The 12858-nt window shown below is 59.9% G+C and carries 10 protein-coding genes; 3 read left to right on the forward strand and 7 right to left on the reverse strand.

The genetic code is table 11. The features are described from left to right. Window positions 1-619: 619 nt before the first annotated feature. A complete protein-coding gene (locus tag J7I92_RS01705; protein ID WP_214836496.1) occupies window positions 620-871 on the forward strand; it encodes a hypothetical protein in 252 nt (83 codons plus the stop codon). Between the two features lie 143 nt (window positions 872-1014). Here the strand turns inward: J7I92_RS01705 and J7I92_RS01710 are convergent, their stop codons facing one another. The 7 genes from J7I92_RS01710 to J7I92_RS01735 all read right to left on the reverse strand — a co-directional run bounded on the left by J7I92_RS01710 (window position 1015) and on the right by J7I92_RS01735 (window position 11060). Further along, window positions 1015-3576 carry a carbohydrate binding domain-containing protein gene (locus J7I92_RS01710; RefSeq protein WP_214836499.1) on the reverse strand — a complete coding sequence of 854 codons (2562 nt, stop codon included), beginning with the start codon at window positions 3574-3576 and terminating at the stop codon, window positions 1015-1017. A 197-nt stretch (window positions 3577-3773) separates the two neighbouring features. After that, on the reverse strand, window positions 3774-4562 hold the full coding sequence (locus tag J7I92_RS24475; protein WP_214836502.1) for an NAD(P)-dependent oxidoreductase: 789 nt from the start codon (window positions 4560-4562) through the stop codon (window positions 3774-3776). A 1191-nt stretch (window positions 4563-5753) separates the two neighbouring features. Further along, on the reverse strand, window positions 5754-6284 hold the full coding sequence (locus tag J7I92_RS01720; RefSeq protein ID WP_251039353.1) for a hypothetical protein: 531 nt from the start codon (window positions 6282-6284) through the stop codon (window positions 5754-5756). Then, complete coding sequence (locus J7I92_RS23665; RefSeq protein WP_251039354.1) at window positions 6260-6577, reverse strand: hypothetical protein; 318 nt, start codon at window positions 6575-6577, stop codon at window positions 6260-6262. The genes J7I92_RS01720 and J7I92_RS23665 overlap by 25 nt, the downstream gene beginning before the upstream one ends. Before the next feature lie 294 nt (window positions 6578-6871). Further along, window positions 6872-8497 (reverse strand): alpha-amylase family glycosyl hydrolase, encoded by a 1626-nt coding sequence (locus tag J7I92_RS01725; RefSeq protein WP_214836505.1) that lies wholly within the window; start codon window positions 8495-8497, stop codon window positions 6872-6874. A 558-nt stretch (window positions 8498-9055) separates the two neighbouring features. Further along, window positions 9056-10186 (reverse strand): ROK family transcriptional regulator, encoded by a 1131-nt coding sequence (locus tag J7I92_RS01730; protein WP_214836508.1) that lies wholly within the window; start codon window positions 10184-10186, stop codon window positions 9056-9058. Window positions 10187-10874: 688 nt separating this feature from the next. Then, window positions 10875-11060, reverse strand: coding sequence for a hypothetical protein (locus J7I92_RS01735; protein ID WP_214836511.1), 186 nt, complete (start codon window positions 11058-11060; stop codon window positions 10875-10877). Between J7I92_RS01735 and J7I92_RS01740 the strand changes: the two genes are divergently transcribed. Both J7I92_RS01740 and J7I92_RS01745 read left to right on the forward strand, forming a co-directional pair. Continuing rightward, window positions 11050-11334, forward strand: coding sequence for a hypothetical protein (locus tag J7I92_RS01740; protein WP_214836513.1), 285 nt, complete (start codon window positions 11050-11052; stop codon window positions 11332-11334). The genes J7I92_RS01735 and J7I92_RS01740 overlap by 11 nt on opposite strands. A 302-nt stretch (window positions 11335-11636) precedes the next feature. Further along, window positions 11637-12815, forward strand: coding sequence for a glycoside hydrolase family 27 protein (locus tag J7I92_RS01745; protein WP_214836515.1), 1179 nt, complete (start codon window positions 11637-11639; stop codon window positions 12813-12815). The last annotated feature ends 43 nt before the right edge of the window (window positions 12816-12858 follow it).

The raw sequence follows: 12858 nt of genomic DNA on the forward strand, positions 1-12858 counted from the left end.
AGCCGCTCTCCGGGACAGAGAAGGAGCGGGCGAAAACGTCGCGTCGGGTCGGATCCGGCTCAACCACGGCCGCAATCTCCGCGCCAAACTTTCCGTTCGCAATCCTTGCATAGCCCGTCCCCCGCGAACCGGCACCCACGACCGCGAGCTTTAACCCCGACCCAACTTCAGACTGACGGCTCCATCAGCTGGCCTTTCATACAAAAATACCCTTCTGCAACAGGCTTAAATGAGTAACGGAGGTGCGGGAATGTCATCGCCACCGCCGTACAGCTACCGGGCGGATGCCGCCGTTCAGACAATCGAGGGACCCCTCCCTGGGCTACCTGCAATGAATCCGGCCTCAAGGCATTGGAATCATCGGCAGGGCGCACCATGGCGTGGTTGGATCTGCCCTGTCCAGAGGGCAACGGCGCCCGCTCCCATAGGTGTGGCCGGGGAACTTCCAAGCCTCTGTATGCACTTACGGCAGGATCCATTTCTGGTGTTGTCCGCCATGAAGTAGATGAGATAACTCGTCCCGCAGACTCTTTATGCGTTGTCCCACGTCAGGCGCGGGTTTGAGTTCGCTGTAGCGCCTCGGTTGTTCCAGCGGAGCCCCGGTCACAGGCGTGGTTCGATGCGTTCAAATAAATTGCCTTTCCGCTGCCGCCTGCACGGTGGCCTTTCTTACGCCATCACCAACACCCCCGCTGCCATGACCGCTTTCACCACCGCCCCGCCGGACTGGCTGACCACTGCAGCTCAGAGCAAGCCAGCCAACACCTTTTCGCAGAGAAAGGGCCCAGCCGTGCGGCGCGTCGTCGTCGTCGTCGACGACGCGCCGCACGGCAGGGTCCCGTTCTACCGCCGATATCCAAAGCCCTTCTAATTTTGCTTAGGAACGATGGAGGCGCCGGAAACAGAGTTGAGCATAGTGGTCGTATGCCGGTGATTTATGAAGCAGACCGGCTGCGCGGGGTCCATTGGCCAAGCCACCTCGAAGTCCTTTCCCGAGTTGCGCCCTTGCCTGCGTTACGGTTTTTTTCCTGGCGACGGGCGGTCTGCGGGGCTTTTCGCATGCGTGACGAGCTCGAAAGAGTCGATGGCACCGGCGCTGCTCCCGGCTGTTGCCGCGAACACCGTGACGGCGGTGGTCTGGGGCCCGGTGACGAATGACACGGTCTTGTTTGCCCACTGCCGGTCCACCACCGCAACGGCTACCGGTTCGGCGCCCGACTCCTGCACGCCGAACGAGACTTGCTGGCCGTCTCCAAGGGCCATCGCGGACCCGGAGAGGGTGTAACTGGTGTTCGGCTCAACCTGGACGACCTGCTGGAGCTTAGTCTCGCCCCAGATGAGCTGGTGCCATTGGCCCGTCCGCGCCTCCCCGAAAATGGCTTTCGTCTGTCGTGCGTTCGTCGTGGTCCAAGGCGCGAGATAGGGGTTCTCGAAACCGCCGTTCGCCAAAACTCCCGTCGGCCCGTGCTCGCCTGGAGCAGAGATCACGAGTTCACTCACCACAAACTTTCCCCAACTGGTTGCTGCTGCATTTACAGTGATTCGCAGTTCGGCCGCTACCACTTCGTCGAAGGTGACGTCCTGTTGCTCCCAGGTGCCGTCGGAATATTTCCAGTCCAGCGCCCTGTCTGTGACGATGTTGCGCCATTCGCCGTTCGCCTCCCGTACGTCGACGGTGATGTTCGTCATTGCCTGTTCGCGGGCGTACCAGTTTCGAATGGACAGGGAATTGATCGATTTCGGCTTGGGCCAACTGACGCTGATGGTGCCGGGGAAGCTTGGGTTCAAAGCACTCTCCCAAGTATTGGCATCGGAGCCGTCGAGCATCGCGGATACGGGCGATCCTCCTGCAAGCGTATCGAAGGAGGTGGTCACAGTCGGGATGGTTGTCCCAGGGGCCGTGGGTGCTGGAGCCGGCGCTGAACCAATGCCAGGGGTCCCGAAAGCGGTGACCGTTTTTGCCACGTTCCCTCCCCGCACACGTAGCTGTGTTGTTGACACGCCGAGCTGCAGTTCTCCGGCGGTGCTGGGGGAGGCGCCGACCAGTATGGGTACCCATCGAGTGCCGTTCCAGCTGTCCACCGATACACGCGTTCCGCTAATGCCAAGCCGGTCGACGGCCGGCTTCCCATCGAAGGCCATTGTGACAGTCGACTCATCGACTTGGGAGATGGTCGCATCGAGCGGATGAGCGTCTGATGCCTTCACGGTGGTGGTGCCGAGGACACTCCAGCTGCCGCTCGTCGCGCCGTTCAAGGCAAGGGTCACCCCTGGCTTGAAGCCGTTGTCTCGGTCTACGATCGCGACAGCAAAGTCGTACCGGCCGGCGTTGACACCGGCCGGGGCAAACGTGACCTGGTCAGACGTGTCCGTGCCCTTAAGGATATATCCGGGGTCGATGTCCGACAGGACGGTGTAGAGGGGCTGTCCTGTCGCTTTGTCGAGGAGGGCGTACGCAACCTGGTACTTGTTGTTCCATTGCGGCACGTCATTGGGAAGCCGACCGACGCCTAGGTTGCGCCAGGAAACCTGAACCGAAGCGCCGCCCGGACCCAGATGGGTCGGGATGGTCGCCTTGGCGGGGTAGAGGCGGTAGCCACCATTCTCTATAAAGTACTGGACTAGGTCCGGTGCCTCCTTCATCCAGATTTCGGTGTCCTGGACCTGACGGAGATCGAGCGTGTTCGAATGCAATTCGATCGCATCCGACATAGTAGAGGCCATCATTTCCCGCACCGATGAGTAGCTGTCGCCCTGCCACCAGCCCGCTGAAGTATTGAAGCTGTGGTAACAGTTCTCGCCAAGGACCGGCGTGGTGGGCCAATGCGAATTGATGTCCGCCTTGTCGCCAGCGCTGAGATACGTTTTGCAGCCGAGACTGTCTCGGCGGATCACGTAACCGCGGTCGTTGATGGCGCGGTTCTGGCGCTCGGTTCCGAAAGTGTTCGGGCCGTACTGCAGACCCAGGAGGGTGCGGGGGAACGCCTTTGCGTAGCTAGCGGTGACCCACTCGTAGACTTGGTCACGCTGCGTCTCTGTGAGGTAGTTGTCGTGATCGTTCTCGCCCCACAGCCCCAGGCCCACACCGTCAACGAACATGGTCGTGGCCGGGTCGTCGAAATCCTCACCGAGCGAGTCAACCAGCTTGGTGTACTTTTCCTGAAAGATCGGGTCGTCGACGCGAGGGTTCTTTGCGGCGTCCCGCATCCAACTACCGACACCTGAGTCGAACACCCACTGGGGCGTTGCCTGGGAATGGTCGTAGTAGTCACCCCCCTGAACGATTACCCGCCATGCGATCTTCAGTCCGCGCTGCTGCGCGCCTTGGATGATCTGGGCAAGATTGCTGTCACGCTCACGCCAGAGGAAGCGCCCCTCCTCAGGGTTCACTTGGTCCCAAGCGAGCCTTAGGTACAAATAGCTCGCCTTGTTGGATCCGCCGCTGGCATCCATCGCACTCCAGTAATCCGTGGCACTGGGCAGTGGTCCGTTGAAGCCTTCGAGGTACAGGCCTAATCCCATGCCAGGATTACGGATGAGACTGGTTTGGTCGGCTGTCGGGGTGATCGTTTTCATAGCCGCGACGTCAGGGGCCTTTCCAGTGACGGCGGGCGGCGCCGAAGCGGCGGTGGGCACTATGCCCGTTGTTAGCGACGCAGCCAGGAGAAGCGTGACCCCTGTATTGCGTAGATGGTTTTTTATCATCGTTGATTCCCATTCTCACTAGTTGAACGAATTGTGGCACGGCCACGTATCTGGGCTGTGTCCTTGCGTTATTTCAACAGCCGACACGAGCTTTTCTTCGCGAGGGGCAGTTCACCAACCTCCTTCGCCCAATGATCGAACGGGACCCATCCAAGATCCTCTCGGGCGTTCCCGGTATCCCACCGCGTCGCAGCGTCTCTGGACACCCCGTGATAGATTCCAAAACCCGCACGCGCGGTCAACGCGGCCCTGACGAGGGCACGCATGTCGCCGGCTGACAACCAGGTATGGGCGTACTCACGTTCTTCAAGTGGCCAACCAACCAGACCGAGCCGGAGACAAGAAACGGAATTTCCCATCTCGTCCTGATGGAGCCTGGCCAAGCCTTCAACCGCCACCTTTCCGGCACCATATGGGCAACAAGGCCTCGGTGGATGCGCTGGACTGATGCCGGATATTCCGTCCCGGTAATCCAGGCCGCTTGCGTGAACGGAACTGGCTATAACGACGTTCTTCACTCCGGCGCGAGCGGCGGCGTCGAGGACATTGGCGGCGATTTCAACATTGCCCATGGCTTCGGCGACAGAGGAGACCGGTGAGGCGTTCGCAGCCAAATGGATAACAGCGTCCGCTCCGGCGACTGCCCGGTTGGCGAACCGGGGGTCGCGCAGGTCACCTTGCAGAAACTCATCCACGCCTGGTGGCGGGGCGTCTTTGATCAGATCCGGCACGGATCTTCCGGTCGCCCGAACCTGATGGTCTCGGTGGAGATCATCCAGCAACAGCCGCCCGACCATCCCCATGCCACCGGTAATCAACACAGGTATTTTTCCCAAAAGAAGTCTTCCCTTCGGCATTTGCTGATGCCCACTTTCATGCCTTCACCAATCCGCTGGCCCAACCACGATGTCACGAGCAATGATTACGAAGGCTTAATTTCATAAGTATGGTGCCGACCCTACGTGATGGCCCATTTAGGGGTCAAGAGGAGAGGTGAGTATTTGTTAAAATGAGCTTTAGTAAGAGAGGATCGACGACCATCGCTGGGTGAGGACAGTGCACCTCCTGACGAAGCATGAGGCTTCCATCGTGCTGCTTCTGCGACCCGGCTTTGAGCTGACAATTATGGAGACCAGCGAAGCGCCCGGTGTATCGAGACCCACGGTTGTGTACTGGCCACCAGCGCAGCGGGCGCATTAGTTGACCGTCCGTTGGGCAAAACTCATGGCCATTGACGAGCGACCTCTTGAGCAGCGGCATTGCACTGGATGTGGTCCCTGGGGCGAGGAAGGCGGGCGGTCACGTGATGGGAGGAACTTGGGCTGGAAGGGTGATGTGTACTGTCTTCCGCTCGATGCTGACCGTCAGTAGTCCGTGCGGCGTGGGTACGGCGGCCGTCAATGAACTCAATGCCATTTAGCCTGAACCTGATAGATCACCGGCCCCGCCACGTCCACGAACAGGATATGACGGGGGCTGGGCACCAACGTGCTGGAGATGCCTCAGAAGGTTCAGGCATGGTGCGCACCACAATGCGGAGTGTGGGATGGCATAGGTGTTTGACCAGTACGCCTGATCCCACTTTGTAAGAGCACACGTTATACAGCTGCGCAGCTGTCCATGTTGGGACCGCCATGCTGGTCGACATTCAAGGCTGCGTCGTGAATGCTTGCCGAACCGATAGCAATAAGCCCCAGCCCCGCACTGTCCCGGCAAAGACTACAGAAGCGCGGTCGCCTGCCCCTTGGGTCATCTTCTTCCATTGATCCGCCGAAAATTGAGTGCTGCGGTATCGCGGAGTGTGCGCCACGGAGGAATCAGACCCGTTCCATCGAGTAGAACCTGGAGGACTGCTTCGGTAAGTATGTCCAACCCTGGCCTCAGGCACGAAGATCTGCGAACCGCGGCGAAAAAGCAGCATCCACGGCCCGACTCGCCCACGTGAGCGCCATTCCGCTACCGCACATAGAGTTGCACTTCGAAGAGTCCCCGGTCTGGCGAAGGCGCTCTTTGAGCTGCTCCCGGTCCTAAGTGCAGTATTGAAATGCCTAGTGGCTAACCACGCCTGTCGAGAGATCGAGGCTCCATGTCTCGTGCCAGGAAAGCTGTGCTTTGCCGGCCTGGATTTCGATGGGCAAAACGACCGTTCTGGAATTGAAGAGGTCACTTCTATTCCAGCGGTCACCAATGTAAATGTGCGTGGTTCGTTCCGAGCCTGACACCGGTACGATCACGCTCACCTGTGAGTCGAAAGTACGGGAACCAGGCTTCGCGAAGTCGCGCCAGGCGGACCAGGGCCCCTGCAGAGATTCCGCTGTCGAGTACTTATTGTCGTTGGTGTTCCATCCCGTCAGGTCTGACCCAAACAGGTAGTAGAGCCCGTCTTGGTATATGAGGACAGGCGATTCATATCCGTGGCTCCCATCGTCCTTGAGAGTGGTTGAGAGCAGGCGCTCCACGCTGAGGTAGTCGTGTCCGAGTTGGTAGATATGGAGTCCGTTTTTCCGGTCTTCGGAGAGGAGGATTCCGGATCCGGAAGGGTCCTGAAAGACGCCTATGTCCCGGCTTTCATTGCCCATGGGGCGGTGGCTGCCGTGACTTTCGGCCGCTCCACCACGCGATATCGGGCGGTGTCGCCCTCTGTTGTCGACCCAAGGGAAGTTCCTTCGTGCCGCCATTCAGAGAAATTGGTCGTGGAATAGCACTCCACTGATGTGAACGTTCCCCCGTTCGACTTCTCCTCGCCCCAGGCGTAATAACGGCCCGCGTGCGCCATCACACCGACCCCGTGCAGTTGAGCGACTTTTCCATGCTGGTCTTTGAAAGGCTCCCCGGTCCGGATGGAGCCAGAGGAGCTGAAAGTAATGGTCATTCGGGGAGGTCCTTTTCATAGGTGAAGCCGTACGGAACGTCGGCATGTGCCACACGGATGGAGATGCTGTCTCTAACGTCAGGCGAAGATCTCATCTTTTGTTCCTGGTCTTGAACGAGGCTGAGCGTCAGCCGGTGAATGCAACATGCTGGAATTCGGCGCTCCAGCGATGCTCGGCCAGATCGTGGGCGGGACCACGGCGGAAGCTCCCGTGAAACGGAGGAGCCCCGCGTGATCGTCGCTGAGGAAGCTGACATCGAGTGGTTCTCCCAGCGCCGTCCAGTTGTTCTTTGTTTAGTGAACCCACCAGGCGGTGGTGTTTGGGGGCATCATGTTGTCCTTGAACGGACAACTGGTCAAGGTTGGTTCTGATCCCATCGGCGACCGCACCGGAACGTCGCCCGCGTTGACGACGCAGGTGAAATGTTCGCCCCGATCGAACGCGATCACGTCGCTGCCGACGTCAAAGGATCGGAACATCGTATTTCCAGCAAGGTGCTCCTTGCGGATCGCGAGGGCTTTCTGATACAGGTTCCACGTCGAATCCCTTTGAGCACGCTCCGTCTCAACGCTATATGCGCTGAAGTACTCGGGCTGTGGTAGCCAGGTGGACGTGCCGACAGTGAACCCGAAAGGAGGTTCGGCGCCTTGCCAAGGGATTGGCACCCGACAGCCGTCACGTCCGCGTCGGCCACCGTTGGTATTACGGAAGACGGGGTCTTTCAGTGTGTCCGCGGGGAGGTCGGTCACTTCGGGAAGTCCGAGTTCGTCGCCTTGGAAGATGTAGGTTGAGCCGGGAAGAGCAAGGATCAAAAGAGCAGCAGCCCGTGCCCGCAGCTCACCGAGCTCTTCATCTCCCCGTGAGACTCCGGGTGCCCCGCCGGCGTATCGGGTCGCGGCACGCACCGTGTCGTGGTTTCCGAGCACCCACGTGACTGGGGATGCGGTATCGCGAGCTTGCTGAAGCCCGTTGGCGATCGCCTCCCGCATCGACTGGCCGTCCCAATTCACGTTCATGAACTCGAAAAAGAATCCCTGGTGAAGCTGGTCGGCGCCAATATAGTCCCGGAGATAACGGGATCCCAGACCGGTGATCTCACCCACGAGGGGACGCTCGGCGCCGTCCTTTTCGGCGTAGGTGTCCACAAGTTTGCGCCAGTTGCGGTACACGTCGTGCACTTCCGGCTGATTCCACGCCAAGGCATTTGCAGCGTCGCCGACACGTTCTTCTTCGAAGGGGTTATCCGCATCGGGGAGGTCTGGGTGCTTGAACAGTCCCTGCGCGGCGTCGAGACGGAAGCCGTCTACGCCCAGGTCGAGCCAGAATCGGAGGACATCGTAGAAGAATGCCGCGGTGGAGGGGTTGCGCCAGTTGAAGTCGGGCTGTTCGGCCGTGAACAGGTGAAGGTACCACTGGCCGTCGTCGACGCGGGACCAGGCTGATCCTCCAAACATGGAACGCCAATTGTTGGGGGGGAGTTGGCCGTGTTCGCCTCGCCCGTCCTGGAAGTGGAATCGGCTTCGGGCTTCGCTTCCCGGAGCGGCATTGAGGGCCTTGCGGAAGAGTGGATGTTCGATGGAGCAGTGGTTTGCGACGATGTCGATGATGACTCGGAGGCCGAACTCGTGGGCACCGCTGAGAAACTCTTTGAAGTCCTCAAGCGTGCCGTAGTCGGGGTCGACGTCGGTGTAATCGGTGATGTCATATCCCTGGTCGTGATTGGGGGACGGGTAGAAGGGATTTAGCCAGATTCCCGAGACGCCGAGGTCGCGCAAGTAGGGAAGCCGGTCGCGGATTCCGTTGAAGTCGCCAATTCCATCGCCATTGCTGTCACTGAATGACCGCGGATAAATCTGGTAGATCGCCGCTTCCCGCCACCACGAGTCCGTGATGCTCCGCGCCGAGGCGGTGATGGTCATTTGACGGCTCCGTATAAAAGGCCCCGAATGAGTTGGGGTTCGAATCTGAGGGATGCGATCACGACGGGCATGGATGCGGGAAACAGCGGGACTCCTGAGTACTCGGTGCCGAAGACAACCATCGGCCCTGCCGATTTATCAAACGACTTTTTGTAATGCCAGGATCGACGATATATCCAAGGCACCGCTTAACGCAATTTGATTTTCATAAAACGAGGACTGCGATGCGGTTACGCGAACCCGCGATAGTTGCGTGGTGAGTCGAACGCGCATTTGCACCCAGGATGCCCTGGTGTTCTTCGCCTTGTACTGGATCCCGCGGGGACCGAGCAGTCGTTGACGTGTCCGATCGGGAAGACCAAACGAGGTGGCTCATCCGGCCGCAAGGGGCCGCCGGAACCGAAGCATGTTTGGCATGTTCCTCGAGTCGCCGCGATCTCGCTGAACCTCAGGTCCTGCCGTGAAGGCGCGCCCACGATGATGGTGGAGAACTCTCCCGCGTCGGGATACAACTCGAAAGCCACGAGAAACCTCGGTTCTCGGCCAGTGGCCCTTCGCTCAGTCGTGTGTTCGGCCTGAGAGCCCGAGTACCTGACTCTCGGCATGCTCGAACGCAATGCACGCAGCGCCCATCACCGTCGCGTTTTCTCCCAGCGTTGACATCTCTATTCGTGGTCCGACGAGATGGGCTTGCTTCCTCACCTTCTCGCGAAGGCTATCTGCCACCTCCTGACCAGCAGGGGTGATGCCACCGCCGAGGATAACGAGTTCGGGGTCGATGGCCAGACACATCGCGGCGAGGCCGACGGAGAGGTCATCCAGGTAACGCTCGACGGCGATGACCGCGCGCCGGTCACCTGCCGCCGCGCGCGAGAATGTCTCCAAGGGATCCGGCGAGGATCCACCGGAGTCACTCAACGCGCTCGGTGCGCTTGCCCATCGGAGGTAAGGCAGTTCTCCGACCATTCCTGCGGCACCAGTAAAGCCACGGAGTAATCGCCCCTCCAGAACGGTGGCCGAGGATGTGCGGTGCCCTGCAAGAACGTAGACGAAGCTCGAGGCGCCACGACCGGTGCCGAAGCGATTTTCTCCTTTGGCAGCGGCCATGGCGTCGTTCTCCCCGAAAACGGGACAGTCGAATCTCTGCGCCAGGCGGTGAGCGAACGGTATTCCTTCCCACTCCGATCGTGGGGAACAGATGGTCAGGCGACCCATGCTGTCGACGACGCCGGGGAGTCCTAGTCCGATGGCCAGAATGGGAGCGGAAACCGTTGCCGCCGAGCTAGCCCTGCGAATCACGTCGACTATCACATCGATTTGTTCTGCGGCACCGAGTCCTGGTGGGTGCGGCAGCTTGAGGGATCCGACCACCTTCTCATTGAGGTCGACGAGTACCACGCGAAGAGAATGAAGGCCGACATCAACGCCGGCCACCAGACCCGCCTCTCGTCTGAAGCGGTAGCGTCGCGCCGGTCTCCCGAGGGCGACGTCGTTCGATTGAGCGTCGAGGCTCGCTACCCAGCCGGCGTCCGTGAGGTCGGAGAGCGCGTTCGCAGCCGTGGGTCTCGATACACCAAGCGCTTCGCTGATCTCCGTAATCGTCAGCTCAAGGCCTGGTCGCAGAAGCAGCACGATGGAAGCCTCATGCTTCGTCAGGACGTGCGCTGTCCTAGCCTCATCGATGGTCACATGCCCCTCCTTACTAAACGTCATTTTAGCAAAGATCCCCTCTCCTCTTGACCATTACGTGAGCTGACACGTATGGTCGGCACATATTTATGAAATTAAGTCTACGTAATGATTGGTCGTGACATTACCGTGCCTGAGCGCCCTCAAGTGCGAACTTCGGGCGGCTGCCAGGCGGCCGATCCGAATGGATGGTTGGTCGCATGGGCCAGCAAGATGAAAGTACAAGAGGAACTGGTGCTGGCCGTCAACGGGCAGTACAGCGGCCATACGGTGCAGGTATCCCGCGCGTCCTGCCCCCGAGTGCCGTCTACCCTCGCCAGGTTCGTCGGCCCGGGTCCCGGTCGTGACGCTGAATTTCCTTGACGTGGCAGAGATGGAGAGAGCCTTGAAATCTTCGATTGACGCGGAAAAGCGCGAACAGACGGCTGAGGGCGAATGCCCATCCAGGCCCCCGCTGTCCGTGCAGGCCTTCGGCAGGCCGTCCCGGGACCTGGGCGGCATCCTGTGGAGGCGACACGATCCGAATCTGAACCGATGTCCCCCGTATACGGGGCAAGGCGGCGCCGCTCCAGACTCCGGAATGTGGGAGGAACATCTTTGGGCAGACATCGAGAAACTCCTTGCGGAACTGAGAGGGAAATTAGCCCGCCTTTCCGGGTTCTGGTCCCTCCAATCCTCCAGTGAGGCGTCACGGCTTGACGATGAGGAAGCCCTTGAGTGGATGCAGCAGTCCCTTGAGGATATCGCCGCAACAGCGCTGGGGACCGAGGCGGCGCACCACAAAAGCTTCCTTCGGAATCGGATGACCGCAAAGCAGGATTTGATAGTCGAAACAAGCAGTAACCGGAGTCAGGAACTTCACGATGATCAGCACAATTGAAGCTGGACAGACCTTTTTCATTGAGGCCAATGATCCTCGCCTCCTCGAAGAGGAGCTGGACACCGCAGTGGATACGGCAATCCAGCAAGCCATGGAAGCGGGCCGGCACGGCGTTCTGGTGACCCGCAACGGGAACACGACCTGTACCGTCACGGTCAACGCCAGAGTCCCCTACGGACAGATGGAAGAGGACGCGCCGGTGCGGCCCTTCCCTGGCACCGATCTAGCAAGGGCTCAGGCTGTCGTACGGCACCGATTTCCCTGGTGACGAACCACTCCTTCACCCATCATGTGCTCCTTTATTCAACAGCCTCACGACGTGCACCCAATTCCTGTGCCACATGATGAAGATCCTCGGCTGCATTGCTGGACGATCTCGGCTGGCTCACTCCGTCCTCCGCCGTTCCGCGGAGGCCCTCGTACCATTTCGCGCCTGAGTTTGACCTGCTCCTCCGACTCATGCACGAGGACTCCGCGTCCCCGAACCGCTTGGGCCGGTGATTCTCGTGACGATGTTTTCCTCGGGACGGGCGGACAGATCAGCACCCACGTGCGAATGAAAGGCAGAGCATGAACCAACTCTCACTTGATGGGGCTTCCCATCGTGAAAAACCGCCTCTTGCCCTCACCCCGCCCTTGGGGTGGAACAGTTGGAACTGCTTCCGGTGCTACGACATCAACGAAAGCAAGCTCCTGGAAGTCGCCGACGCCCTCGTCGACAGCGGCATGCTGCAGGCCGGCTACGACACGTTTGTCATTGACGACTGCTGGCAGGCATATGCCCGAGGCAGCGACGGCCGGCTCAAGGCGCACCCCCGCCGGTTTCCTTCAGGGATGCAGGCCCTGGGAGCTGAGTTAAAGTCCCGCGGCTTCAAGTTCGGACTCTATGGGTCGCCCGGCAGAAAAACGTGCGCGATGATCTACGACCGCTACCCCGGCAGAGGTCTCGGATCCTATGGCAGGGAAGACCTGGACGCAGAAACCTTCGCCGCCTGGGGTGTCGATTTCCTCAAGTATGACTGGTGCGAAGCCGACGAAGACGGCACAGACCTGAAGTATCCCGACGCATTTGAACGCATGGCCCTGGCCCTTGAGGCCACCGGCAGGCCGATCGTGTACTCCATTTCCGAATACGGACGCACACAACCGTGGGCATGGGCAGGCGAATACGGACACATGTGGCGTACCACGCCCGATATTGAAAAGAACTGGGCCTCGGTAGTGTCCATTGGCGAGACACACGCAAAGATTTCCAATCATTCCGGACCTGGAGGATGGAACGACGCCGACATGCTCCAGGTCGGCAACCCCGGCCTGTCCTCGGACGAGGCGGCAACCCACTTTGCGCTATGGTGCTTCTTCGCGGCACCGCTCATGGCCGGAAACGATCCGCGCACTATGGGCGAGGACATCCGGAAACTGTTAACGAATCAACGCCTTCTGCGGATCAATCAGGATCCATTGGGCATCGCAGCATCATGTGCTGAAATCGCGCCCGGAGTCGACCTCTGGACGCGACCTCTCGTCCAGGGCGAGGCATGGCTGATCGTCAACAAATCGGAGCACCCGATCGATATTGAATACCGGAGCGGGGCAATCAGCTTCGACCGTCGCCTCATCGCCCCGGTCCCCGCCCAGGCCCAGATATTGCCGTTGTACGGTGAATCGCCGGCGGCAATCAGCGAAAGGTCTGTCTGGTCAATCCCGTCGCATGGCTGTCTGCCTATCAGCTGCCGGGAAGATAAATAACGCGAAGACTTATCACCCAGCAGCGGACCTGCCCTGACGCGAA

The sequence above is a fragment of the Arthrobacter sp. ISL-72 genome, from assembly GCF_018613755.1.
GTDB lineage: Bacteria > Actinomycetota > Actinomycetes > Actinomycetales > Micrococcaceae > Arthrobacter.

Bases quoted from the DNA above. Each gene is read 5' to 3' on its own strand.
- J7I92_RS01705 (WP_214836496.1), top strand. From the start codon at position 620: ATGCGTTCAAATAAATTGCCTTTCCGCTGCCGCCTGCACGGTGGCCTT.
- J7I92_RS01710 (WP_214836499.1), bottom strand. From the start codon at position 3,576: ATGAAAACGATCACCCCGACAGCCGACCAAACCAGTCTCATCCGTAAT.
- J7I92_RS24475 (WP_214836502.1), bottom strand. From the start codon at position 4,562: ATGCCGAAGGGAAGACTTCTTTTGGGAAAAATACCTGTGTTGATTACC.
- J7I92_RS01720 (WP_251039353.1), bottom strand. From the start codon at position 6,284: ATGGGCAATGAAAGCCGGGACATAGGCGTCTTTCAGGACCCTTCCGGA.
- J7I92_RS23665 (WP_251039354.1), bottom strand. From the start codon at position 6,577: ATGACCATTACTTTCAGCTCCTCTGGCTCCATCCGGACCGGGGAGCCT.
- J7I92_RS01725 (WP_214836505.1), bottom strand. From the start codon at position 8,497: ATGACCATCACCGCCTCGGCGCGGAGCATCACGGACTCGTGGTGGCGG.
- J7I92_RS01740 (WP_214836513.1), top strand. From the start codon at position 11,050: ATGATCAGCACAATTGAAGCTGGACAGACCTTTTTCATTGAGGCCAAT.
- J7I92_RS01745 (WP_214836515.1), top strand. From the start codon at position 11,637: ATGAACCAACTCTCACTTGATGGGGCTTCCCATCGTGAAAAACCGCCT.